This is a genomic window from Streptomyces sp. NPDC014882 (assembly GCF_043081325.1).
In the GTDB taxonomy this organism is placed as follows: Bacteria; Actinomycetota; Actinomycetes; order Streptomycetales; family Streptomycetaceae; genus Streptomyces.
In genome coordinates this window covers 87,646-111,786 of record NZ_JBIBWL010000007.1, presented here as the reverse complement: position 1 = coordinate 111,786, position 24,141 = coordinate 87,646, and the positions used below count along the sequence as shown (strand labels likewise).

Genomic DNA, 24,141 nt, shown 5'->3' with positions numbered 1-24,141 from the left:
CGCGCGTGCGACCGCGCGTGACACCATGTGGCGTGCGCCACCCGGTGGGGAGCCCGCGGAGGGGGAACGGGACCCGTATGACGACGACGCTCGGTCTTCCGGACACGATCCAGGCCTGCCTCTTCGACCTCGACGGGGTCGTCACACGGACGGCCGTCGTGCACGCGGCGGCCTGGAAGGAGATGTTCGACGCGTTCCTGCGCGAACGCGACGGCGCCGGCCACCGGCCCTTCGACTCCCACGACTACGACGAGTTCGTCGACGGCCGCCCGCGCGCGGACGGCGTCCGCACCTTCCTCGCCTCCCGCGGCATCCACCTGCCCGAGGGCTCCCCGGACGACCCGCCGGACGCGGCGACGGTCCACGGGCTCGGCAACCGCAAGAACGAACTGCTCCTGGCGAGGATCCGCGCCGACGGCGTCGAGGCCTACGCGAGCACCCTCGCCTACCTGCGGGCCGCCCGCGCGCGGGGCCTGCGCACGGCGGTCGTCTCCTCCAGCGCCAACACCCGTGACGTACTGCGCTCGATCGGCGCCGAGGACCTCTTCGAGGTGCGCGTCGACGGCGTGGTCGCCGCCGAACGGGGCCTGCCGGGCAAGCCGCACCCCGACACCTTCCTCGCCGCCACCCGCGAACTCGGCGTCGCGCCCGACCGGGCCGCCGTCTTCGAGGACGCGCTGGCCGGCATGGACGCGGGCCGCGCCGGGCACTTCGGTTACGTCGTGGGCGTTGACCGGGTGGGACAGCGCGACGCCCTGTACGCCCACGGCGCGGACGTCGTCGTGAAGGACCTGGCCGACCTGGCCGCACCGGGGGAACTGGGGGAACACGAGTGATCGCCGACCGGCCCTACGCCGTCGAGCCCTGGCGGGTGCGCGAGACGCGCCTCGACCTCGACGCCCTCGCCCGCAGCGAGTCGGTGTTCGCCCTGTCCAACGGGCACGTCGGCTGGCGCGGCAACCTCGACGAGGGCGAACCCCACGGCCTGCCCGGCACCTACCTCAACGGCGTGCACGAACTGCACCCGCTGCCCTACGCCGAGGCGGGGTACGGCTATCCGGAGTCCGGCCAGACCGTCATCAACGTCACCAACGGCAAGATCCTGCGGCTGCTGGTCGACGACGAGCCGTTCGACCTGCGCTACGGCCGGCTCGTCTCCCACGAACGCGTCCTCGACCTGCGCCGGGGCGTCCTGGAACGCACCTGCGAATGGACCTCGCCGGCCGGCTCGACGGTCCGGGTGCGCTCCACCCGGCTGGTCTCCCTCAGCCAGCGCGCCGTCGCCGCCGTCGCCTACGAGGTGGAGGCCGTCGACAGCCGCTGCCGCGTCGTCATACAGTCCGAACTCGTCGCCAACGAGAGCCTGCCCGAGCCCGCCGCCGACCCGCGGGCCGCGCGGGCGCTGAAGTCGCCGCTGGAACCGGAGGAGGACGTGGCCGTCGGCCGCCGCCTGCGACTGGTGCACCGCACCCGGCGCAGCGGACTGCGGGTGGCCGTCGCCGCCGACCACACCATCACCGGCCCCGGGCACACCACCACCGGCAGCGAGAGCAACGTGGACGTCTCCCGCCTCACCGTCACCTCCGTACTGGAGCCCGGCGAGACGCTCCGGGTGGAGAAACTGGTCGCGCACGGCTGGTCCGGCGCCCGCTCCCGGCCCGCGATGAGCGACCAGGTCGAGGCGGCGCTCGCGGCGGCCGCACACAGCGGCTGGCAGGGCCTCCTCGACGAACAGCGGGACTACCTCGACGACTTCTGGGCCCGCGCGGACGTGGAGGTCGACGGCGACGAGGAGATCCAGCAGGCCGTCCGCTTCGCCCTCTTCCACGTCCTGCAGGCCGGCGCCCGCGCCGAGCGGCGCGCCATCCCCGCCAAGGGACTCACCGGCTCCGGCTACGACGGCCACGCCTTCTGGGACACCGAGACCTTCGTCCTGCCCGTCCTCACCTACACCGCGCCCGACGCCGTCGCCGAGGCCCTGCGCTGGCGGCAGTCCACCCTGGACGCCGCCCGCGAGCGGGCCGCCCAGCTCGGACTGGGCGGCGCCGCGTTCCCCTGGCGCACCATTGAGGGTTCCGAGGGGTCGGCGTACTGGCCGGCCGGCACCGCCGCCTTCCACGTCAACGCCGACATCGCCGACGCCGTCGTCCGGTACGTCGCGGCCACCGGGGACACCGCGTTCGAGCGGGACACCGGCGTCGAGCTGCTGGTGGAGACCGCCCGCCTGTGGCGCTCCCTCGGCCACCACGACGCACACGGCGTCTTCCACATCGACGGCGTCACCGGCCCCGACGAGTACAGCGCGGTCGCCGACGACAACACGTACACCAACCTCATGGCGCGGGCGAACCTCCTGGCCGCCGCCGAAGCCGTCGCACGCCACCCGCAGGAGGCGGCCCGGCTCGGCGTCGACGAGGAGGAGTCCGCGGCCTGGCGGGCCGCCGCCGAGGCCGTGCACATCCCCTACAACGACGAACTCGGCGTCCACGAGCAGCACGCCGGCTTCACCCGCTACCAGCACTGGGACTTCGACGGCACGCGCCCCGACCAGTACCCCCTGCTGCTGCACTTCCCCTACTTCGACCTCTACCGCAAACAGGTCGTCAAGCAGGCCGACCTGGTGCTGGCGATGTACACCTGCGGCGAGTTCTTCGACGAGGAGCAGATCGCCCGCAACTTCGCCTACTACGAGCCGCTCACCGTCCGCGACTCCTCCCTCTCGGCCTGCTGCCAGGCCGTCATCGCCGCCCAGGCGGGCCACCTGGACCTGGCCTACGCCTACACGGCCGAGGCGGCCCTGATGGACCTGGCCGACCTGGAGCACAACACCAGCGACGGGCTGCACATCGCCTCCCTGGCCGGCACCTGGATGGCGCTGGTCGCCGGGTTCGGCGGACTGCGCCGGGACGGCGACCGGACCCTGTACTTCTCGCCCCGGCTGCCGGAGGCGTTCAGCCGCCTGGCCTTCTCCCTGGAGTTCCTCGGCCGCCGCCTGCACGTGGAGATCGGCCCCGAGAAGGCCACGTACACCCTGCTGTCCGGGCCGCCGCTGACGATCGCCCACCACGGCACGCGGGTCCACCTCAACGGCGACGGACCCGCGGTGCGGCCCGTCCCGCCCGCCCCCGCGCGACCGGCCCCCGAACAGCCGCGGCACCGCCGCCCGCACCTCCGCTAGGCCCTGCCGTCACTTTTCCGCCGTCCGCCGGCGGACGGGCCCCGCGGCGTCAGGCGCGTGCTCCGGGGGTGCCGCCGGCCGAAGGCCGGGGGAGTGCCGGGCCCCGGTCCTCGTACGGGACGTACCCGGGCCGGGGCCCGCCCTTCCGGCGACGGCGGGCGTGACGGCCGGGTCCGGCCCGACGGGTCCGCGCGACTGGCCGTACATCACCCCGCGTGCCCGGCCCCAGCGCGTTAGTTTGACCATGTTCTTCCGGTCACGGGCAGGCGACGGGCAAGGGGTGGACATGGCCGACGGCAGGAACGCCACACTCGCCGGCGCGCGCCGGGGCACACCGGCGACCGTGTCCGGAGCACGCCGGCGGGCGCAGGGCTCCTGGCCGCTCGCGGCCGTCGCCGCCGCCTTCACCGTCGCCCAACTGGTCCTCGTCGGGCCGGGACTGGGCCTCGGCTGGGACGAGACGGTGTACGTCAGCCAGATCTCCGCACAGGCCCCGCCCGCCTTCTTCAGCGCGCCGCGCGCCCGCGGCGTCTCCCTGCTGGTCGCCCCGGTGACGTCCTGGTCCACCTCGACCGCACTGCTGCGCGTCTACCTCGCCGTGCTGTCCGGACTCGGGCTCCACCTCGCCCTGCGGGTCTGGCTCCCCTTCTTCCCGGCCCGCGTCCTGGCCGCCGCGGGCGCCCTGTTCGCGTCCCTGTGGGTGACGCTGTTCTACGGCCCGGCGGCCATGCCCAACCACTGGGTCGCGATCGGCGCCCTCGCCTGCGTCGGCTGCTTCCTTCGGGCCCGCGCCGACCGCACCGACCGGGCGGCCCTGTGGGGCGTCGCGGCGGGTGCCGCCCTCATGGCCTGGATGCGTCCCACCGACGCCGTCTGGACCACCCTCCCGCTGCTCGTCCTGCTGGTCCCGGCCCGGAGCGGCCGCCTGGCCCTCGCCCTCCTGGCGGGCCTCGCCACCGGCGGCGGCCAGTGGATCGCCGAGGCGTACCTCGGCCACGGCGGTCTCGGGCAACGGCTGTCCGACGCCTCCCGCATCCAGGGCGGCCTCGGCCGGCACCTCGCCGTCGACGACCAGCTGCGCAGCCTCGTCGGCCGGACCCTGTGCCGCCCCTGCACCGGCCCGATGCCCGACCCGGTGGTCGTCGCCTGGTGGTGCCTGCTGCCCCTGGCGGCCGCCGCCGGCCTCGCCGTCGCGGTCAGGGCCCGCCGCACCACTCCGACGCTGCTGCCGCTGGCCTGCGCGGCGACCGCCGCCGTGCCGTACCTCTTCCTGATCGGTTACGCCGCCCCGCGCTTCCTGCTGCCCGCCTACGCGCTGCTCGCCCTCCCGGTCGCCGACGCGCTGTCCCACCTGGTCACCGCGCCGCGCGGCCGGGTGCGCCCGGCCGCCACCGGGCTCCTCGCGCTCGGCCTCGCCGGACACCTGGCGGTGCAGTACGTCGTCCTGGACCGGGTCGTGGACCGGACCGCCGCCGACCGCCGCGACTGGAGCCGTACCGCCGCCGACCTGCACCGGTCCGGCGTACGCCCGCCCTGCCTGGTCACCGGCACGCAGGCCGTCCCGGTCGCCTACTACGCCGGCTGCTCCTCGGCCAACCCGCGCGGCCACGACGCCAACACCACCGAGGCGGGCATCGCGCGCACCGCCCGCCGGATCCCCACCGCCGCCCTCTCCCCGCCCGGTGGACGGCCGCCGCCGTACGCCCGGGGCTGGCGGACCCGTCCGTCCGCCGGACTCGACCTGCACCTCGCGCCGCCGCCCGGCACCGGCGCGCGATGACCTCCGAGCGGGCCGCCGCCGGGACCGGCCGCGCGGGCGGCGGCGACCGCCGGCGGCCGGCGCTCACGCCCGCCGTGCCGACGCCCGCCGTCCGGCCGCCCCACCGGCACTGGCTCGTGCCGCGCACCGGTCCGCCGGTACTGACCGGTGCCCGCACCGACTCGTGCGGTCCGCCCGTGCGGAGCGGCGGGGAGCGGCGGGGGAGCGGCTCCACGGCACGGGCAAGGAGGCAGGTGGCACGGTTGGGGCGCGTGCGACGGGATACGCGGACGGGGACAGAGCAGCCGCAACAGCCCCGGGAGGCATCCATGGGCACGGAGCCCGAGACGACCGCCGACGACGCCTACCAGCCCACCGGCACCAACGAGGAGCAGGAGGACGCGGCGCCGCTCGACCTCCAGGACGCGCTCGACGAACGCACCTACGACGACATGCTGGACGAGGGCTACTCACCGCCGGAGAAGCCGCTGGGCGTCACCAAGTACGGCACCACCGCGGCCGAGCAGCACGAGGGGGAGAGCCTCGACCAGCGCCTGGCGCAGGAGGTCCCGGACGTGTCCGAGCCCGCCGGGGACGGCGTCGGCGACCTGCCGCGGGGCGAGGGCGAACCGGTCGACCCGGAGGCGGGCGAGGACCGGGCCGGCCGTCTGGTCGCGCCCGACGAGGGCGCGCATCCGGACGCCACCAAGGAGGAGATCGCCGAGGACGTGGGCATCGACGGCGGCGCCGCGGGCGCGGAGGAGGCCGCCGTGCACATCGTGGACGACCACGACCTTCCCTAGGGGGTGCCTGAAGGGGGCGTCCGCCACGAGGACGCTCCGGCGCCTTGCGGCCGCACGCACCGGACACCGCTCCTTCTCCCACGCCCATGTGCCGGACATCCCCTGGGCGTATTGAGCACGAGCGCCCCCGCCGCTCGGCACGGCGGGGGCGGGGACGCGCACGCCGGGGACGCGCACGCCGGGCACGGGCGTGCGCGTCCCCGGCGTCCGCAGGAGCAGGTGTCCGCGGGGTCGGGTCAGGGGAGCATCTTCTCGATGCAGTCCGGCCCCTCCGCCTCCAGCTTGCGCCGGGCCCACTCGAGATTGCGCGGGGTGAGGTCCCGGCCGGTGGCCAGGACCATGTCCTCGGGCGACACCTCGGTGCCGGTGCGGGTGTGGAGCAGGTTGTCCGGGGTGGCGCGCTCGGAGGGCGGCCGGGAGGGATCGGGCTCGGTGGTCGGCATGGTCACGGCTCCTCGGTCCGGAGGGCTGCTGCGGCCCCGGTGCGGTCATGGGGTCCACTAACACCATTCATCGCGGGAGCGAAGTGCGCATCCCGGGGGCCCGGATGCGCGTCCCGTCCGGCCGCTGTCCCGTGCATCGCATCGGGGACACGGCGAACTGAGCGGGCCCGGTTCCGGTGGAGCGAGGGGAGCGTGGGGCCTTCGGGGACCGACGACGCACTGACAGGTTTGCGATCCCCCTCGCCGTGCATTCGGAAGGCATACACGCTTTCCGACAGAGATGGGAGGAACCGTGGGCATCATCGCCTGGATTCTGATAGGTCTGCTCGCCGGTGCCATTGCCAAGCTGCTGCTGCCCGGCAAGGACCCCGGCGGCATCATCGTGACCATGCTGATCGGCGTCGCCGGTGGTCTGCTCGGCGGCTGGCTCGGCAAGGTGATCTTCGGCGTGGACTCGATCGACGGTTTCTTCGACCTGTCGACCTGGATCGCCGCGATCGTCGGTTCGCTCATCCTGCTGGTCCTCTACCGCGCCGTCACCGGCAACAAGCGGACCCACCGGCACGCCTGACCGGCCCTCCGCGGCCCCGGCCTCAGCCTGATCCGGAGGCCAGCAGCCCCTCGGCCTCGGCGAGGACCTCGGTCACCCGCAGGCCGAACGCCGCGTCGCACGGATGCGGACGCCCGTCACGGGCCGCGGCGCACAGCGCGTCCGCGGCCCGGCCGAGCGCGTTCCCGGCGTCCGCGGCACTCTCCGGGAGACGCGCCGATCCGGCCTCCCCACGGACCTCCACGCCCGCACCGGCCGCCGCCGACGGGGCGGTCAGGCTCAGCGTCAGCGTGCTGGAGGCCCCGCCGCGATGGTCCAGGACCAGGTGGACGGTGTCGCCGGGCCCCGGAGCCGCGGCGGCCACCCGGCGGACGTCGCCGAGGACCGGCAGCAGCACGGACAACGCGTGCGGGCCGACGTCCCACAGGGCGCCCTTCTCCCGCCGCCACGGCGTGGCGAACGGATGCTCCCCGCCGGTGAACACCGAACCCAGCCACTGCGCGTGGCCGGTGAACCAGCCACCCGCCTCCGCCTGCCGGGCGATCCACGCCTCGGGTCCGGGGAGGAAACGGGTGGTGAAGAAGACCACCGAGGCGACCCGCGCCTCCCGCACGGCGCGCACCACCTCACGCGCCCCCGCCACCGTCGTGGCGAGGGGCTTGTCCAGCAGGAGATGACGGCCGGCACCGGCGGCCCGCACCGCGAGGTCCGCCTGCACGTCCGGCGGCAGCGCCACCGCCACCGCGTCGACCTCCGCGAACAGTTCGTCCACGTCGTCGAAGGCCCGGGTGCCGTGACGGTCCGCCAGTTCCCCCGCGGCGGCGGGACGCCTGCCCCACACCCCGACGAGGTCGAGACCCTCGTGCGCGCTCAGGACGGGCGCGTGGACCGCCCGCGCCCAGGGGCCGGTGCCGAGCAGACCGATGCGCATGCCGCTGACTCTCCCTGCTGCCGGCCGGGGTGACGCCGGACGCCGTCCACGGCGAGCCTCGCACACGAAGGCGTCGGAGCCCAGCCCGCGGGGAGCCCGCGCCGGCCGGGGCCCGGCCGTCAGGCGGCGCGGGGTCCCGCGGCGCTCTCGCCGGCGGCCTTGTGAGCACCCTTGCGGACGGTCGTCCCCGTGCTCCGCGAGGTGTCCCGGACCAGGTGCAGATGCCTCCTGTGCCCGGCGTGCCGCCGCCTGGGCCGGGCCGGGGCGAGCACCCGGTCCTCCATCCGGTCCATGACCGCCAGCAGGACGGACAGCGACGGCAGCAGCAGTACGGCGATCCAGAGCACGGCGCCCCTCCTCGTCCGGCGACCCCCTCCGGGTGCACCGGTGCGCGCCGTTGATGCCTGGGAACGCCCCCGAAACGCCGTCAGGGGCGTGAAGGGTGTGTGAAACCGCCCAGCAGCGCGTCCGCCTGCGCCAGCCCGCTCTCCTCGGACACCTCCCGCAGGGTCTGCGCCGGCCGCACCGTGACGAACCCGACGCCGCCGCCCCCGGACGTGAAGCCGTACACCCCCGGCCGGGGCAGGCTGTTGTACGCCCAGGGCGCGGAGAAGCAGTAGGCGCCCGCGTCGTGCAGGACGACCAGGTCGCCCTCGGCGATCTCGGGCAGCGGACGGTCGTGCGCCACGACGTCACCGGCGAAGCAGAGCGGCCCGGTGACGTCCTGGCGCAGCGGCGGCGCGTCCTTCGGCGTGCCGTCCGGGCCGTGCACGGACACCCGCAGCGGCCAGTCCCGCGGCATGAACACCGTGCGCGTGGCGACCTGGGCGCCGGCGTGGGTGAGCGCGACCCGGCGGCCGCCGGCGTCCTTGACGTACTCGACGCGGGCCGCGAGGAAGCCGTTCTTGGCCAGCAGGGAACGGCCGAACTCGGTGACCAGCCGGTAGCGGCCGTCCAGCACGGCCGGCCGGACGGCGGTGAGCGCGGACACGTAGTCGGCGTAGGTGGGGGTGACCGTGTCGCCGTCGAAGTTCACTGGCAGGCCGCCGCCCAGATCGAGGCTGGTGACCTGCCGGCGGCCGGACCGCGCGTCGATCTCCTCGGCGAGGTCGTGCAGGGCCGCGACCCCCTCGGCGATCAGCGGCAGGGGGCAGCCCTGCGACCCCACGTGCGCGTGCAGGCGGGTCAGCCACGGGCGACGCGCGAACGCCTCGACGACGCGTTCCCGGGCCCCCGGGTCCCGCAGGGCGACACCGAACTTGGAGTGCGCCGTCGCCGTGCTCATCGGGCCGATGGTGCCGCCGCCGACCTGCGGGTTCACCCGCAGCCCGAGGACACAGGCGCAGCCGGGCGGGCGCAGGGCGTCCACGCGCTCCAGCTCGGCCAGGTTGTCGGCGTTCAGCGCCACGCCCAGGGCGAGGGCCTCGCGGATCTCGGCGCGGGTCTTCGCGGGCGAGTCCAGCACGATGCGGGCCGGCGCGAAACCGGCGTCCAGCGCCAGCCGCAGCTCGCCCGGGCTCGCCGCCTCGCAGCCCATCCCCGCGTCGGCGAGCAGCCGCAGGACGGGCACCAGCGCACACGCCTTCGCCGCGAACGTGTGCAGCACGTCGGGGACGTGCGCGAACGCCCCGTGCAGGGCGGCGACGCCGCCCCGCACCCCCCGTACATCGACGAAGCCGGCCAGCGGCCGGTCCTCGCCGATCAGCCCGTCGGCGACGGCCCCGCGCAGGACGGCCGCGACGCGGGCCGGGCCGTCGGCGCCGGTGGGGCGGGTCCCGTCGAGGGGGCGGGCGCCGTGGCCGGGGCCGTCCTGCGCGCGGCCGTCGTGGGGGCGGGGGCCGTCGTCGGCGGGGAGCACCACGGGAGGGCCTCCTTCGGTGCCGGGCGGGTGCGGTCACCTCCAGCTTCGTCCCGCGCGGGGGAGCACGGCGACCGCGGAGGACGCCGCGGGCGGCGGGGCGGGGCGCACGAGACCGGCGACATTGCCGATTCCCCCGGCGGCGATCACCCCCAGAGTGGCACGGCCAACCCCCACGAGGGCCCGCCCGGCAGGGCGGGCCGCCACGGCAGAGAGGACGACTCGTCGTGCAGCAGCAAGCGCGCACCGGTGCCGCCCACCGGTCCCCCCACCGCGGAAGAGGCCGGTTCGCCGGCCTGGTGACGGCGATCACCGCGGTCGTCGGACTCACCACCCTCGGCCAGCCCGCGGCACAGGCCGCCGACAACCCCTACGAGCGCGGCCCGGCGCCGACCACGTCGAGCATCGAGGCGGCACGGGGCCCGTACGCCGTCTCGCAGACCGCCGTCGCCTCCTCCGCCGTCACCGGCTTCGGCGGGGGCACGATCTACTACCCCACCAGCACCGCCGACGGCACCTTCGGCGCGGTCGCCGTCTCGCCCGGCTTCACCGCCACCCAGTCCTCCGTCTCCTGGCTGGGCCCGCGGCTCGCCTCCCAGGGCTTCGTCGTCTTCACCATCGACACCACCTCGACGCTGGACCAACCCGCCTCGCGCGGCAAGCAGTTGCTCGCGGCCCTGGACTACCTCACCGGCCGCAGCGCGGTCCGGACCCGTGTCGACGCCACCCGGCTCGGCGTGATGGGCCACTCGATGGGCGGCGGCGGCAGCCTCGAGGCCGCCAAGAGCCGGCCCTCCCTCCAGGCGGCCATCCCGCTGACGCCGTGGAACACCGACAAGACGTGGCCGGAGGTCGGCACGCCCACCCTGATCGTCGGCGCCGACGGCGACACCGTCGCCCCCGTGGCCAGCCACGCCGAGCCCTTCTACACCTCGCTGCCGTCCTCCCTGGACCGCGCCTACCTGGAGCTGAACGGCGCCACCCACTCCGCCCCGACCAGCTCGAACACCACGGTCGCGAAGTACAGCGTCTCCTGGCTGAAGCGGTTCATCGACAACGACACCCGCTACGAGCAGTTCCTGTGCCCGCTGCCGAGCCCGAGCTCGACCATCGAGGAGTACCGGGGCAACTGCCCGCACACCTCCTGACCTCCCCGACGCCGCGCCGAGCCGCCCGACGACGGCGACGGCGACGGTGACGCCGGCGGCGGCGGTCGCGCCCGCCCGCGACCGCCGCCGCCGTTGTGCACGATCACGGCGCGGGCGGGCGGCGGTTGGGCACCGGCACAAGCCCGCACACCGGGCTCCACCACGAACGCCCAGGTGGGGGGCCGGAATCGGGGCCGCGCACACGAACGTGTGACTTCCGCCTCACGCTACGCGTGCGTAACGTCACGGTGATGACCGGACAGACGACCACGACCCCCGGCCCGGCGCCGCACCGGGCGGCCGCCCCCGCGGACCGGCTCGACGGCGCCGCGCACGTCGTCACGGGCGAACCGGGCTGCGGCCGCAGCCGGTTCCTCGAACAGGCCGCCCGCGCCTTCGCCGGACCCGCGGTCCGGGTACGGGCGGACCCCGCCCGGCCGGCCGTACCCGGCGGGGGCCTGCGCACCCTGCTGCGCGCGCTCGGCGACGTCACCGGCCACGCGCCGGCCGGCCGCTCCGGACCGGCCCTGCTCGACGCGCTGTCCGCCGGTCCGGTCCCGCTGCTCGTGTGCGTCGACGACGCCCACCTGTGGGACCCCCTCTCCCGCGCCGTGCTGGGTGACGCCGCCCGGCAGCTGTGCCGTACGACGGCGGCGGCGCGCCTGCTGCTCACGGTCCCCGGACACCGCCCGCCCGCCCCGGAGTTCGCCGGGCTGCCGGTGGTCAGGATGGACCCGCTCACCCCGCCCGAGGCGGTGGCGCTCCTCGACGAGGCCACCGGCGGAACCCTCGACGGGGGAGTGCGGGACGCGATCGTGGACGCGGCCGAGGGCAGCCCGGCCCTCCTGCTGGCCCTCGTGCGGCGGCTCTCGCCCGCCCAGGTGCGCGGGGACCGCCCGCCGCCGCGCCCGCTGCCCGGCGCCGAGGTGCTGACGGGCCTGGCCGGCGGGTACCTGGACGGACTCACCGCCGGCCACCGCGACCTCCTGCTGACGGTGGCGGCCGCCGCCCGCGACGACGAGGACACGGGCGTCGGCCTCGGACTCGTCCTGCGGGCGGTCCACCACCTCGGGCACGACGGCCCCGTACCGCTGCCCGGCCTGCCCGACCTGCTCGCGGCCGCCGACGGCGAGGTCCGCTTCCACAGCGGGCTGCTGCGCAGGACGGTGTACGCCGCGGCGCCGGACGAACGGCGGCGGGCCGCGCACCTCGCGCTGGCCCGGGAGCTGGCGGAGGGCGACCCGCGGAGCATGCTGCACCGGGCCTGGGCCGGAACCGTGGGCGGCGACGAACTGGAGGCGGTCGCCGGGGACCTGCCGTCCCGTCGGCTGCGCTGCGCCGCGTACACCCGCGCCGCCGAACTGTGCGACGACGGCCCGCGGCGCGCCGAGCGCTACACGGCCGCCGCCGGGCAGGCCCTGCTCGGCGGACGTCCCCACCAGGCGCTGCGGCTCCTCGACGCGGCCCCGACCGGGGGCGCGTCCGTCGGCGTACGCGGCCGGGCCGCACTCCTGCGCGGCACGACGGCGCTGCGCGACGGACCCGTCGACGAGGCCCAGGCCTCCCTCCTGCTCGCCACCTCCCTGCTCGCCGACCGCTCCCCGGCCGACGCCGTGGCCGCCGCCCTGGCCGCCTGCGACGCGGCGTGGGCGGCGGGCGACCCGGCGGGCTGCCTCGCCGCACTCGAACGCTGCGGACAGGTCGCTTCGGCCCCCGCCCCGGACGACCCCCGCGCCGACTACCGGCTGGGGCTGCGAGCCCTGCTGGAGGCGCGGTTCGAGGAGGCCGCGGTCCGGCTGCGGCGGGTCGTGCCGGCTCCGGACGGCTCCGGCGACCCGGAGGACAGCCTGCGGGCCGCCGCGGCGGCCCTCATGCTCGGCGACCTCGCCGGCGCCCGCCGGGCGGGCGCGCGGGCCCTGGCCGCCGCCCGCACCCTGGACACCGTCGCGGCCGTGCCCCGCGCGCGGGAGTACCTCGCCTACGCTGAACTGCGCGCCGGACGGCACGCGCTCGCCCGCACCCACGCCGAGGAGGGACTGCGCGCCGCGCACCGGGCCGGGCAGCGCAACACGGCCGCCCACCAGCACGCCGTACTGGCGCTGGCCGCCTCGATCGAGGGGGAGACCGAACGGGTCGCCGGGCACGTGGCGGCCGCGCTCGGCACCGCCCGCCGGCACGGCCTCGCCCAGGCGGCGACGCTCGCGGAGTGGGCGGCGGCCCGCGCCGACCTGGGGCGCGGCCGGCCCCAGGAGGCCGCGGACCGGCTCGGCCCCCTCGTGCGGCCGGGCACCCGGCGCGGGCACTTCGCGCTGTGGATGCTCGCCGTCCCCTGCTACGTGGAGGCCGCCGTCTCCGCCGGACAGCCCGAGGGCGCCCGGAGCGTCGTCGAGGAGTTCGCCCGCTGGGCGGTCTTCGGCGCCGACCCCCAGGCCCCCGCCCAACTCCTGCGCTGTCGCGCCCTGCTGGCCCCGCAGGACCGGGCCGACGCCCTCTACCGGCACGCCCTCGACCTGCACGAATCGGCCGGCGGCGACTTCGAGCGGGCCCGCACCGAACTCCTCCACGGCAAGTGGCTGCGCCGCCGGCGCCGCCTGCGCGAGGCCCGCGACCGGCTCGGCGCTGCCCTCGTCGGCTTCGAACGGTGCGGTGCCCGCGCCTGGGCCGAACAGACCCGTGACGAGCTGCGCGCCAACGGCGCCGCGGCCGGCGGACCGCGCCCGCACGGGTCCGCCGACCTGGCGGGGCTGACCCCGCAGCAGCTGCGCATCGCCCGCCGCGTCGCCGAGGGCGCGACCAACCGGGAGGTCGCGCTGACGCTGTCCGTGAGCACCCGCACCGTCGACTACCACCTGCGGAAGGTGTTCGCCACCCTCGGTGTGCGATCCCGGCTGGAACTGGCCCGACTCGTCGAGCAGGCGGAAAAGACCGGTGCACACCCCTAGGGACCGACCGGACGGTATGTCATCCTTCGGGGCAGGACCCGCCAGCCGGCGGGACCCGCGCGGACCCCCGTGACCGGCCCGGAGCCGGACGGGGCACCCCGCGCGGGAGCCGCCGGGTCACCGACCCCTGGGGGAGGACCGCGATGCACCACGCCCTTCGGCCACGGATTGCGGTGCGCCCGGCACCGGCAGGGCCCGCCGGACCGGGCCCGCGGCCGCGGCCGCGCGTCCGGTCGCTGATCGACGCCGACGCCCTGCGCGTCCTGCACCGCGCCGCGCGGGTGCTCCTCGACGACCTGCCCGACCTCACCGACCGGCTCGTCGCCACGCTCCAGGAGCAGGAGCCCGCCTACCGCACCGCCGTGGACAGCGACCCCGCCGCCACCTGGCAGGAGATCCACCGCTCCCTGCGGCACAGCGTGAACTCGCTCCTCGACCCGCGCGGCAACCGGGACGCGGCCCGCCGCTGCTCCTGGAAGATCGGCGCCACCCGGGCCGAGCAGGGCCTGCCCCTGGACGCCCTGCTGCACGCCTTCCGGCTCGGCGGCTCCCTGGTCTGGCAGGGCCTGGTCGAGGAGACCTCCCGCGCCGCCCCCGAGGACGTACGCCTCCTCGTGCACGTCGCCACCGACGTGTGGAACTTCGTCGACGAACACTGCACGCTCGTCGCGGACGCCTACCGGCAGGTCGAACGCCAGCTCGCCTGGCGGCGCGAGAACCGGCTGCGGCTGCTCGCCGCCGCCCTCCTGGAGGGCACCAGCCGCATCGCCGACCTCCCCGAGGCCGCACAGGCCCTGGACCTGCCCGAGCAGGGCCGCTACGTCGTCGTCGCGGTGTCCGGCGGCTCCCCGGCCGAGGCGGCCGGTGCCCGTGCCGCGGTGGGACGCGGCGCGCGTGTGCACTGGCACACCGGGGTCGAGGTGGACTACGGCATCGTCCTGCTCGGCGACGGCCGGGACGGGACGGCGATCGACGGCGGCCCGCCCTCGGGCGCGCGCGTCGGCGTCGGTACGGCCGTGTCGGGCCTGGCCGCCGTCGGCGACGCCCGCCGGCTCGCGGACACCGCGCTGCGCATGTGCCCGGGGACCGGCGGCACGGTACGCCTGACCGAACACCTCCCCGCGGCCCTGGTGATCTCCGCGCCCGACCTCGCCGCCGCCCTCGCCGACCGGGTGTTCGGTCCCCTGCGAGCCCTGGAACCGGCCGACGCGGCCGTCCTCCTGGACACCCTCGCCACCTGGCTGGCCTGCGACGGCTCCGCCCAGCGGGCGGGCGAACGCCTCTACTGCCACCGCAACACCGTCCTCAACCGCCTCCGCCGCTACGAACAGCTCACCGGCCGCAGCCTCTCCCGCCCGACGGACGTCGTGGAGATCACCCTCGCCCTGGCGACCCGGCCGGCCCGCTGACGGACACCGCGGGGGAGGCGGGCACGGGCGGTGCGGGTCTCCGCGCCTGCCCGCGTGTCCGGGGCTCCGGGGCTCCGGGTGTGCCCGCGCCCGGGTCTCCGCCGTCTGCCCGCGTCTCCGAGGGCTCCGGGTCTCCCGGTCTGCCCGCGCCCGGGTTTCCGGGGCTCTGCATCCTCGGGTGTGCCCGCGCCTTCGGGGCTCTGCGTCTCCGGTTCTGCCCGCGCCCAGCTCCCCAGCTCTGCCCGCGTCCCCGGGCCCCCAGCTCTGCCCGCGTCCCCGGGGCTCCGAGCCCGGCCGGGTCCTGCGTCTGCCCGCGCCCGGGTCCCCGCGCCCGGGCCCCCGCCCCGGGCGGGCCGAGGCGGGTTCGGCCGGTTCCTCCCGGCCGGGCCGCGGTCTCCCCCGTCCGGCGGATGTCATCGGGGCCACCCCGGTTCCGGCGGCCCGGACCGGCCCGTGACGGGCGCCGCGGCGGGGCGGTACGGCGATACGGGCCGCACCGCCGCGGCGCCCGTGCCCGTGCCCGCGCGCCCCCGCCCGCCGCCGCGACGGCGCGCGTTCCCCGCCTGGGCACCCGCACAAGCCCCCGCCCCCCGCACTGGGCCCGCGCAGCGACCCCGTCCCCGTGCCTGTACCGGCGCCTCGGCCCCGTGTTGTGGTGAGCGCCCCCGTCCCCCGAAGTGCCGTGACCGGCCGGCACGGACCCGAGGAGCCGCGATGCCCGAAGCACCACCGCAGGATCCGCCCGCGCTGCACGTCGAGGGGCTCGACGTCATGTACGGGCGGGCCCTGTCAGCCCTGCGTTCCGTGTCCCTGACCGTTCCGCACGGCGCGGTCGTCGCGCTGCTCGGCGCGAACGGCGCCGGCAAGACCACGCTGCTGAGGGCCGTCTCGGGCACCCTGCGCCTGCACCGCGGCACCGTCACCGCGGGCCGCGTCCGCTACGGCGACACGGAACTCGACGGACGCGACCCGGTCGCCGCGGTCCGGGCCGGAGTCGTCCAGGTCCCCGAGGGCAGACGGGTCTTCGCCGGCCTCACCGTCGAGGAGAACCTGCGCGCCGGCGGCCTCGGGCTCGGCCGGCGCGCTCCCGCGCTGGTCCAGGAGTCCCGCGACCGCGTGTACGGCCTCTTCCCCGTCCTCGCCGAACGCAGCCGGCAGGCGGCCGGCCTGCTGTCCGGGGGCGAGCAGCAGATGCTCGCCATCGGCCGCGCCCTGATGGCCGCCCCCCGCCTGCTCCTGCTCGACGAGCCGTCCCTCGGCCTCGCCCCGCGGATGGTGTTCCGCATCTCCGAGGTCGTCCGCGAGATCAACGAGCAGGGCACCGCCGTGCTGCTGGTCGAGCAGAACGCCGGCATGGCCCTGTCCCTCGCCGACCACGCACACGTCCTCGAGGTGGGCGAGATCCGGCTCTCCGGCCCCGCCGACGAACTCGCCCGCACGGACGCCGTACGCCGCCTCTACCTCGGCGAGAGCGCCGACGAACCGGCCGGCGAGCAGGGGGCCGCGTGAACCTCCGCACCACCGGCCGTACGGCCGCCCGCGCCACCGCCGGCGCCCCGGCCGCACCGCCCGCGCTCCACGTCCGTGACGTCACCGTCCGCTTCGCCGGCCTCACCGCCCTCGACACGGTCTCCTTCACCGTGGCCCCGGGCTCGGTGCACGCCCTGATCGGACCCAACGGCGCGGGCAAGTCCACCTGCTTCAACGTCCTGTCGGGCCTGTGCCGCCCGGCAGCCGGCCAGGTCCTGCTCGGCGACACCGATCTGACGGGCCTCGCCCCGCACCGGATCGCCGCGCTCGGCGTGGCCCGCACCTTCCAGAACATCGTCACGACCGAGGGCACGGTCGCCGACAACCTCATGCTCGGCCGTCACGCCCTGTCCCGCGCCGGCTTCGCCGCCAGCGCCCTGCGCCTGCCGAGCGCCGTGCGCGAACAGCGGGCCCACCTGGACCGGGTCCACGAGATCGCCGAACTCACCGGCCTCGCCGCCCACGTCGACACCCCGGTGGCCCTGCTGTCGTACGGCGACCGCAAACGCGTCGAACTCGCCCGCGCGCTCTGCCTGGAGCCACGCGTGCTGCTCCTCGACGAACCGGTGGCCGGGATGAACGGCGCCGAACGCGCCGCCACGGCCGACGTCGTCCGCACGGTCCGGGAACGGCTCGGCCTGTCCGTCGTCCTCGTGGAGCACGACATGGGCCTGGTCATGCGCCTCGCCGACGAGGTCACCGTCCTCGACTTCGGCCGCCGGCTCGCCCACGGCACCCCCGAGGAGATCCGCCGCCACCCCGAGGTGCTGCGCGCCTACCTGGGCACCGGCGCCCCCGACGAGACCGGCGCCCCCGACGAGACCGACACGACCGACACGACCCACACGACAAACGCGGCCGACGCGACCGAGCCCCATGAAGAGACCGCCGTGACCGAACCCCCCGGGGAGAACGCTCAGTGACCACCCTCCTCGACACCCTCCTCAACGGACTCGCCCTCGGCGCCGTCTACGCCCTCGTCGCCCTCGGCTTCGTGGTCATCTTCAAGGCCTCCGGCGTCCTCAACTTCGCCCACGGCTCGCTGCTCCTGCTCGGCGGCTACCTCGTCGCCGTCCTCCACGACGACCTCGGCTTCGCCGGGGCCCTCGCGGTGGCCGTCCTGGCGACCGCGGCCGTGGCCGGCGCCGTCGACCGGCTGCTGCTGCAACGCGGCGACCCGGACCCCAAGGCCGCCCACGTGCAGACCATCGTCACCATCGGCGTGGACATCGTGCTGGTGACCGACCTGGCCCGGCGCATCGGCGGCGACCTCCTCACCCTCGGCGACCCGTGGGGCGACGCGGTGACCGGCCTCGGCCCGGTGACCGTCGCCGACAGCCGGCTCGCCGCCATCGCCGTCTCCGCCGTCGTCATCGCCGCCGTCTTCGCCCTCTTCCGGTACACGCCCTGGGGCCTGTCCCTGCGCGCGGCGGCCGAGGACGTCGAGGCCGCCGCCCTGATGGGCGTACGGCTGAGCCGGGTCCGCATGCTCGCCTGGTGCCTGGCCGGCGCGCTCGCCGCGCTCGCCGCCGTGTTCCTCGCCGCCTTCCCGGCGCCGGGCCTGGAGCGCACCACCGGCCAGATCGCCCTCAAGGCCTTCCCCGCGGCCATCCTCGGCGGCATGGCCTCACCGCCCGGCGCCCTCGCGGGCAGTCTGCTGATCGGCCTGACCGAGGCCCTCGTGGCCGGCTACCAGTCCGAACTGCACGTCCTCGGCGAGGGGTTCGGCGACGTCGCCCCCTACGCCGTGATGGTGGTCGTCCTGCTGGTGCGGCCCACCGGTCTGTTCGGCGCGAAGGGAGCGGTCCGTGTCTGAACTCGTCCCGAAGTGGGCCAGGCTGCTGCTGCCCGCCCTCGTGCTGTGCGCCCTGCCCTTCTACCTCGACGCCTTCTGGCTGCGCATCGGCCTGTTCTCGCTGGCCGCCGCCATCGGCGCCGTCGGCCTCGGCCTGCTCAGCGGCACCGCCGGCCAACTCTCCCTCGGCCACGCCTTCTTCCTCGCCGTGGGGGCCTACGGCTACACCTGGCTGGCCGGCGACCCCGGCCCGGCCCTGCCCCCGGCGCTCGCCGCCGTCCTCGCCGTGCTGCTGGCCGGGGCGGCGGGCGGCCTGTTCAGCCCCGTCGCCGGGCGGGTGCGCGGCATCTACCTGGGCATCGCCACCCTCGCGCTGGTCTTCCTCGGCCACCACCTGCTGCTCACCGCCGACTCCGTCACCGGCGGCTTCAACGGCCGCTCGGTGCCCCCGCTCACCCTCGGCGGCTTCGGCTTCACCGCCGACGACCCCGAACTCACGGTGCTGGGTGTGCCGTTCGGTGCCGAGGAACGCCTCTGGTACCTCGGCCTCGCCCTGTTCGCCCTCACCTGGTTCACCGCGCGCGGACTGCTGCGCGGCCGCCCCGGCCGGGCCCTCGCGGCCGTCCGCGACAGCGAGACCGCGGCGGCCGTCATGGGCGTGAACGTCGCCCGCTACCGCTCGGCCGCCTTCGTCGTGTCGTCGATGTACGCCGGCCTGGCCGGGGTCCTGCTGGCCCTCTCCTTCCGCCGGGTGGTGCCCGACTACTTCGGCCTGGCCCTCTCCGTCGACTACCTCGCCATGATCGTCATCGGTGGTCTCGGTTCCGTCGCCGGAGCCACCGCGGGAGCCTTCTTCGTCACCGCGCTGCCCCTGCTGATGACCCGGTACGCCGACCAGCTCCCGCTGGTCGCCGCCCCCGGCACCGGCGGCGAGGGCGCCGTCGGCCCCACCGAGGCCGCCCGCTACCTCTACGGCGCCGCGATCGTCGTCATCCTCCTGTACGCCCCCGACGGCCTGCACGGCCTGACCCGTCGCGCACGCGCCCGCCTGCGGTCCGCCCGCTCACCCGACCGGACGCCCTCCGCACCCCCGCCGACCACCACCGACGCCACACCCGCCTCACCCGCCACACCGGCACGAGCCAAGGAGCACACCCCGTGAACCCCAAGCACCGCACCCGCGGCACCGCCCTCACCGCGGCACTGGCTGCCCTGCTGATCGCGGCCACCGGCTGTAGCTCCAAAGCGGACGGCGGCACCACCTCCGACGGCGCCGACGGCGTCAAGGCCGGCCCCGGAGTGACCGACAAGGCCATCAGACTGGGCGCCCTCACCGACCTCACCGGCCCCTACGCCACCCTCGGCAAGTCCATCGTGCAGGCCCAGCAGATGTGGGCCGACGAGACCAACGCCAAGGGCGGCATCTGCGGCCGCAAGGTCGAGATCGTCGTCAAGGACCACGGCTACGACGTCCAGAAGGCCGTCACCGCCTACGCCGACATCTCCCCGGACGTCGTCGCCCTGCCCCAGGTCATCGGCTCCCCGGTGGTCGCGGCCCTCCTCGACGACATCGAGCGCGACCACCTGCTCACCTACCCCCAGGCCTGGGCCGCCTCCCTGCTCGGCAAGGACTCCGTCCAGGTCATGGCCACCACGTACGACCTCGACATGATCGCCGCGGTCGACTTCCTCACCCGCACCAAGGGCCTGGCCGAGGGCGACACGATCGGGCACGTCTACTTCGAGGGCGACTACGGCTCCAACGCGCTCCAGGGTTCCATCTGGGCGGCCCGCAAGGCCGGGCTGAAGATCGCGGGCCAGAAGATCAAGGCGACGGACACCGACCTCTCCGCCCAGGTGACGGCGCTGAAGAAGGAGGGCGTGAAGGCGATCCTGATCAGCGCCGGGCCCGCCCAGACGGCCTCCCTGGTCGGTGTCGCCGCCTCCCGCGGCCTGCGCGTCCCCGTCGTCAGCAGCGCGCCGGGCTTCGCCCCGCAGCTGATGAAGACCCCCGCCGCGCCGGCCCTGACGGCCATGCTGAGCATCGTCAGCGGCGCCCCGGCCGTCAGTTCCGACATCCCCGGCGTCAAGAAGATGGCCACCGCCTACACCGCGAAGTACCCGGCCTCCCCGGTCGACTCCGGGGCGCTCTCCGGCTACAACGCGGCCCAGCTCCTCGGCGCCGACCTGAAGAAGGCCTGCGAGGGCGGAAGTCTCGCCCGCGAGGACGTCGTGAAGGCGCACCGTTCGCAGAAGAACGTCGACACCGGCCTCGGCAGCCCGCAGGACTTCACCGCCGTCGACCGGCCCGCCGCGCTGTCGACGTACGTACTGAAGCCGGACGCGAAGGCGGCCGGCGGCGTGGTGGGCGTCGAGGACGCGCACCGGGCGCCGGGGGTGGAGGAGTACCTGACGTCGAAGTCCTGAACCGGGCCCGCATTCAGCGGCCCCGCTGCTGAATGCGTTCGCTTTCTTCCATTGGACCTCCGAGGCCCGCCGGGGCCAGGCTGGAACGCGTCCGGTGCACCGCGCTCACCTTCCGGTGCACCGGACTTCGTCACGCCCCACCGTCGAGAGAGGTCACGAGCCATGCACACCCGCCGCATCGGTGACGTCGAGGTCAGCGCGATCGGGCTGGGAGCCATGCCCATGTCGATCGAGGGCCGCCCCGACGAGGCGCGCTCCCTCGCCACCGTGCACGCCGCGCTGGACGCCGGCGTCACCCTGATCGACACCGCGGACGCCTACCACCTGCACGCCGACGAGGTCGGCCACAACGAGACCCTCGTCGCCAAGGCCCTCGCCTCGCACGACCGGGGCGCCGACGTCCTGGTCGCCACGAAGGGCGGCCACCTGCGCCCCGGCGACGGCGGCTGGACCCTCGACGGCAGCCCCCGGCACCTCAAGGAGGCCTGCGAGGCCTCGCTGCGCCGGCTCGGCGTGGAGGCGATCGGCCTCTACCAGTTCCACCGGCCCGACCCGCGCGTCCCGTACGCGGACTCGGTCGGCGCGGTGCGCGAACTGCTCGACGAGGGAAAGATCCTCGCGGCCGGCATCTCCAACGCCGACCCCGACCGGATCACGCTGGCGAACGACATCCTGGGCGGCCGGCTGGTCTCCGTGCAGAACCAGTTCTCGCCGGCCTTCCGCTCCAGCGAGCCCGAACTGCGCCTGTGCGACGAACTGGGCATCGCCTTCCTGCCCTGGAGCCCGCTGGGCGGCATCTCCCGCGCCGGTGAACTCGGTTCCGCCCACGCGCCGTTCGCCCGGATCGCCGAGCGGCACGGGGTGAGCCCGCAGCGGGTGTGCCTGGCCTGGATGCTCGCCAAGTCGCCGGTGGTGGTGCCCATTCCGGGCGCCAGCCGCCCGGAGACGATCCGCGACTCGGCCGCGGCGGCCGAGCTGGTCCTCACGGCGGAGGAACTGGCGGAGCTGGACGCGGCCTGACCGGGCGCGCCACGGCGGCCTGACCCGGCACGCCGCCGCGGCCCGACCGGGCGCGCCACGGAGAGGCGGGAACGGGGGGCACGCCCCGGGACGGGCCGTCGGGGCACACTCCGGGACGGGCCGCCGGGACGTGCCCCCGGTATGTGCCCTGGGGGCGGACCGCAGGGACGCACCCCCGGGCCACGTCGCCGGATGCGATCCCGTCGACCGGGATAGAAAGCGCTTGCCCTACGCTCGGGACCCGCACACCCCACCCGATTCCCGCATCCGCATCCCGTACCCGGGGAGGACCACCGCCGATGGCGTCGTCGCTCGACAGACCCCTCGACCACCGCTACCGCGACGAGCACCCGATCCGCACGCTCGCCTACCTCTTCCGCGCCGACCGGCACCGGCTGGCCGGCGCGGTCGTCGTCTTCACCGTCAAACACAGCCCCATCTGGCTGCTGCCGCTCGTCACCGCGTCCATCATCGACACCGTCGTCGAGCACCAGCCCATCGGCCGCCTGTGGACCAGCACCGGCGTCATCCTCTTCATCCTGATCGTCAACTACCCGCTCCACCTGCTCTACGTCCGCCTCCTGTACGGCAGCGTCCGCCGCATGGGCACCACCCTGCGCTCCGCGCTGTGCACCCGCATGCAGCAGTTGTCCATCGGCTACCACTCACGGGTCAGCGCCGGAGTGCTCCAGGCCAAGGTCGTCCGGGACGTCGAGGCCGTCGAGCAGATGGTGCAGCAGACGGCGGAGAACGGGCTCGGCGCGATCACCGTGCTCACCGGCGGCCTCGTCATCATCGCCGTCCGCACCCCCGAGTTCGTGCCCGTCTTCCTGATCGTGGTGCCCGTCGCCGCGTTCGTCGTGGCCCGCCTGCGCTCCCGGCTGCGCACCCACAACGAGCACTTCCGCCACGAGGTGGAGGCCCTCTCCTCACGCGTCACCGAGATGACCCGGCTGATACCGGTCACCCGCGCCCACGGCCTGGAGGGCAAGGCGATCACCCGCATGGACGGCACCCTGCGCCGCCTGCTCACCTCCGGGATGCGCCTCGACCTGGTCAACGGCCGCTTCGGCTCGATCTCCTGGGTCGTCCTCAACGTGGTCGGCGTACTGGTCCTGACGGGCGCGGCCCTCGTGTCGTACTACGAGGTCTGGGGCGTCACCCCCGGTGACGTCGTCATGCTCAGCGCCTTCCTCACCACCCTGACCAACTCCACGACCACGCTGACCGGTCTGGCGCCGGTCATCACCAAGGGCCTGGAGTCGGTCCGTTCGGTCGGCGAGGTCCTCCAGGCGCCCGAACTGGAGGACAACGAGGGCAAGGCCGAACTGACCGCGCTGCACGGCGCGGTGGACTTCGAGGACGTCGGACACGCCTACGAGGGCGGCCGACCCTCGGTGCGCGACTTCACCCTGTCCGTGGCGCCGGGCGAGACCGTCGCGCTGGTCGGCGCCTCCGGCGCGGGCAAGTCGACCGTCCTCAACCTCGTCATCGGCTTCATCCGGCCGACCTCGGGCCGGCTCCTGCTGGACGGCACCGACATGAACACCCTCGACCTTCGCACCTACCGGCGGTTCGTCTCCGTGGTCCCGCAGGAGTCGATCCTCTTCGACGGCACCGTCCGCGAGAACGTCGCCTACGGCATGGAGGACGAGGCCGACGAGGAAGCGGTCCGCGCCGCCCTGCGCGCCGCCAACGCCCTCGAGTTCGTCGACCGGTTGCCCCAGGGACTCGACACCCTCGTCGGTGAGCGGGGGGCACGCCTGTCGGGAGGACAGAAGCAGCGGCTGGCGATCGCCCGCGCGCTGATCCGGGACCCCAAGGTGCTCATCCTGGACGAGGCCACGTCCGCGCTCGACACCCGCTCGGAGGCCCTGGTCCAACAGGCGCTCGCCCGGCTGCTGCACGGACGCACCACCTTCGTGGTGGCGCACCGCCTGTCCACGGTGCGCGGCGCCGACCGGATCGTGGTCATGGGGGAGGGGCGGATCCTGGAGACCGGCACGCACGAGGAACTCCTGCGCCGGGGCGGCGCCTACGCGGCCCTGCACAGCGGGCAGGTGGCCTGACGCGACGGGGCCGCCCTCCGGGGTGGCACGGGATCGTGACGACGGGATCCGGGATCCGGGATCCGGGATCCGGGATCGTGACGACAGAGCCCCGGGTCTCGGAGCCCGCACCCGTGCCCCGTGCCCCGTGCCCCGTGACGCGGGTGCGGGTACGGGTACGGGTGCGGCCTCCTGAGCCAAGTGGCGAAAACCGTGCCCCCGGAGGGTGACGCGCGCCCCACCCGTGCATGAATCGCCCGGGTCCGGGCACACGGAGCCCACCACACCTGGAGAAAGGGG

19 protein-coding genes are annotated in these 24,141 nt (G+C 75.6%); 15 read left to right on the top strand and 4 right to left on the bottom strand.

Features of this window, described 5'->3' with window-relative positions; genetic code table 11:
* Positions 1-77 precede the first annotated feature (77 nt).
* The 4 genes from ACF09K_RS18245 (at position 78) to ACF09K_RS18230 (ending at position 5,740) form a co-directional block, all read left to right on the top strand.
* The gene (locus ACF09K_RS18245; RefSeq protein WP_392244703.1) at positions 78-836 is read left to right on the top strand and encodes an HAD family hydrolase; all 759 of its coding nucleotides are present in this window, start codon (positions 78-80) and stop codon (positions 834-836) included.
* Positions 833-3,178 carry a glycoside hydrolase family 65 protein gene (locus ACF09K_RS18240; protein ID WP_392244701.1) on the top strand — a complete coding sequence of 782 codons (2,346 nt, stop codon included), beginning with the start codon at positions 833-835 and terminating at the stop codon, positions 3,176-3,178. The genes ACF09K_RS18245 and ACF09K_RS18240 overlap by 4 nt, the downstream gene beginning before the upstream one ends.
* 286 nt (positions 3,179-3,464) lie before the next feature.
* Positions 3,465-4,958 carry a hypothetical protein gene (locus tag ACF09K_RS18235; RefSeq protein ID WP_392244699.1) on the top strand — a complete coding sequence of 498 codons (1,494 nt, stop codon included), beginning with the start codon at positions 3,465-3,467 and terminating at the stop codon, positions 4,956-4,958.
* A gap of 308 nt (positions 4,959-5,266) precedes the next feature.
* Entirely contained in the window at positions 5,267-5,740 is a 474-nt protein-coding gene (locus ACF09K_RS18230) for a DUF5709 domain-containing protein (protein ID WP_392244697.1), read from the top strand.
* A 236-nt stretch (positions 5,741-5,976) separates the two neighbouring features.
* Here the strand turns inward: ACF09K_RS18230 and ACF09K_RS18225 are convergent, their stop codons facing one another.
* Positions 5,977-6,183 (bottom strand): hypothetical protein, encoded by a 207-nt coding sequence (locus tag ACF09K_RS18225; protein ID WP_363090040.1) that lies wholly within the window; start codon positions 6,181-6,183, stop codon positions 5,977-5,979.
* Between the two features lie 292 nt (positions 6,184-6,475).
* Here ACF09K_RS18225 and ACF09K_RS18220 point away from each other — a divergent pair, with 292 nt between their 5' ends.
* On the top strand, positions 6,476-6,754 hold the full coding sequence (locus tag ACF09K_RS18220; RefSeq protein ID WP_392245089.1) for a GlsB/YeaQ/YmgE family stress response membrane protein: 279 nt from the start codon (positions 6,476-6,478) through the stop codon (positions 6,752-6,754).
* A 22-nt stretch (positions 6,755-6,776) separates the two neighbouring features.
* On the opposite strand, the gene ACF09K_RS18215 is transcribed toward ACF09K_RS18220, so the two are convergent.
* From ACF09K_RS18215 to ACF09K_RS18205, 3 genes are all read right to left on the bottom strand, one after another.
* Positions 6,777-7,664 carry a Gfo/Idh/MocA family protein gene (locus ACF09K_RS18215; protein WP_392244694.1) on the bottom strand — a complete coding sequence of 296 codons (888 nt, stop codon included), beginning with the start codon at positions 7,662-7,664 and terminating at the stop codon, positions 6,777-6,779.
* Between the two features lie 119 nt (positions 7,665-7,783).
* A complete protein-coding gene (locus ACF09K_RS18210) occupies positions 7,784-8,011 on the bottom strand; it encodes a hypothetical protein (RefSeq protein ID WP_392244693.1) in 228 nt (75 codons plus the stop codon).
* 80 nt (positions 8,012-8,091) lie between these two features.
* Positions 8,092-9,393 (bottom strand): diaminopimelate decarboxylase, encoded by a 1,302-nt coding sequence (locus ACF09K_RS18205; protein ID WP_392245088.1) that lies wholly within the window; start codon positions 9,391-9,393, stop codon positions 8,092-8,094.
* 356 nt (positions 9,394-9,749) lie between these two features.
* Here ACF09K_RS18205 and ACF09K_RS18200 point away from each other — a divergent pair, with 356 nt between their 5' ends.
* The 10 genes from ACF09K_RS18200 to ACF09K_RS18155 all read left to right on the top strand — a co-directional run bounded on the left by ACF09K_RS18200 (position 9,750) and on the right by ACF09K_RS18155 (position 23,862).
* On the top strand, positions 9,750-10,670 hold the full coding sequence (locus tag ACF09K_RS18200; RefSeq protein ID WP_392244691.1) for an alpha/beta hydrolase: 921 nt from the start codon (positions 9,750-9,752) through the stop codon (positions 10,668-10,670).
* Positions 10,671-10,921: 251 nt separating this feature from the next.
* Positions 10,922-13,612 carry a LuxR C-terminal-related transcriptional regulator gene (locus ACF09K_RS18195; RefSeq protein WP_392244689.1) on the top strand — a complete coding sequence of 897 codons (2,691 nt, stop codon included), beginning with the start codon at positions 10,922-10,924 and terminating at the stop codon, positions 13,610-13,612.
* Between the two features lie 143 nt (positions 13,613-13,755).
* Positions 13,756-15,021 carry a PucR family transcriptional regulator gene (locus tag ACF09K_RS18190; RefSeq protein ID WP_392244688.1) on the top strand — a complete coding sequence of 422 codons (1,266 nt, stop codon included), beginning with the start codon at positions 13,756-13,758 and terminating at the stop codon, positions 15,019-15,021.
* A 714-nt stretch (positions 15,022-15,735) separates the two neighbouring features.
* Complete coding sequence (locus ACF09K_RS18185; RefSeq protein ID WP_392244686.1) at positions 15,736-16,530, top strand: ABC transporter ATP-binding protein; 795 nt, start codon at positions 15,736-15,738, stop codon at positions 16,528-16,530.
* Positions 16,527-17,474: an ABC transporter ATP-binding protein gene (locus tag ACF09K_RS18180; RefSeq protein ID WP_392244684.1), complete on the top strand. Its 948-nt coding sequence runs from the start codon at positions 16,527-16,529 to the stop codon at positions 17,472-17,474. Before ACF09K_RS18185 ends, ACF09K_RS18180 begins: the two co-directional genes overlap by 4 nt.
* The gene (locus tag ACF09K_RS18175) at positions 17,471-18,367 is read left to right on the top strand and encodes a branched-chain amino acid ABC transporter permease (RefSeq protein ID WP_392244682.1); all 897 of its coding nucleotides are present in this window, start codon (positions 17,471-17,473) and stop codon (positions 18,365-18,367) included. Before ACF09K_RS18180 ends, ACF09K_RS18175 begins: the two co-directional genes overlap by 4 nt.
* Positions 18,360-19,508 (top strand): branched-chain amino acid ABC transporter permease, encoded by a 1,149-nt coding sequence (locus ACF09K_RS18170; RefSeq protein WP_392244680.1) that lies wholly within the window; start codon positions 18,360-18,362, stop codon positions 19,506-19,508. Before ACF09K_RS18175 ends, ACF09K_RS18170 begins: the two co-directional genes overlap by 8 nt.
* Entirely contained in the window at positions 19,505-20,773 is a 1,269-nt protein-coding gene (locus tag ACF09K_RS18165) for an ABC transporter substrate-binding protein (RefSeq protein WP_392244678.1), read from the top strand. The genes ACF09K_RS18170 and ACF09K_RS18165 overlap by 4 nt, the downstream gene beginning before the upstream one ends.
* Positions 20,774-20,935: 162 nt before the next feature.
* The gene (locus tag ACF09K_RS18160; RefSeq protein ID WP_392244676.1) at positions 20,936-21,793 is read left to right on the top strand and encodes an aldo/keto reductase; all 858 of its coding nucleotides are present in this window, start codon (positions 20,936-20,938) and stop codon (positions 21,791-21,793) included.
* Between the two features lie 299 nt (positions 21,794-22,092).
* Entirely contained in the window at positions 22,093-23,862 is a 1,770-nt protein-coding gene (locus tag ACF09K_RS18155; protein WP_392244674.1) for an ABC transporter ATP-binding protein, read from the top strand.
* Positions 23,863-24,141: the final 279 nt, after the last annotated feature.

Excerpts from the sequence above, each read along its gene's own strand:
- ACF09K_RS18190 (WP_392244688.1), top strand. The coding sequence starts at position 13,756 with ATGCACCACGCCCTTCGGCCACGGATTGCGGTGCGCCCGGCACCGGCA.
- ACF09K_RS18225 (WP_363090040.1), bottom strand. The coding sequence starts at position 6,183 with ATGCCGACCACCGAGCCCGATCCCTCCCGGCCGCCCTCCGAGCGCGCC.
- ACF09K_RS18230 (WP_392244697.1), top strand. The coding sequence starts at position 5,267 with ATGGGCACGGAGCCCGAGACGACCGCCGACGACGCCTACCAGCCCACC.
- ACF09K_RS18185 (WP_392244686.1), top strand. The coding sequence starts at position 15,736 with ATGCCCGAAGCACCACCGCAGGATCCGCCCGCGCTGCACGTCGAGGGG.
- ACF09K_RS18215 (WP_392244694.1), bottom strand. The coding sequence starts at position 7,664 with ATGCGCATCGGTCTGCTCGGCACCGGCCCCTGGGCGCGGGCGGTCCAC.
- ACF09K_RS18160 (WP_392244676.1), top strand. The coding sequence starts at position 20,936 with ATGCACACCCGCCGCATCGGTGACGTCGAGGTCAGCGCGATCGGGCTG.
- ACF09K_RS18235 (WP_392244699.1), top strand. The coding sequence starts at position 3,465 with ATGGCCGACGGCAGGAACGCCACACTCGCCGGCGCGCGCCGGGGCACA.
- ACF09K_RS18245 (WP_392244703.1), top strand. The coding sequence starts at position 78 with ATGACGACGACGCTCGGTCTTCCGGACACGATCCAGGCCTGCCTCTTC.
- ACF09K_RS18155 (WP_392244674.1), top strand. The coding sequence starts at position 22,093 with ATGGCGTCGTCGCTCGACAGACCCCTCGACCACCGCTACCGCGACGAG.
- ACF09K_RS18195 (WP_392244689.1), top strand. The coding sequence starts at position 10,922 with ATGACCGGACAGACGACCACGACCCCCGGCCCGGCGCCGCACCGGGCG.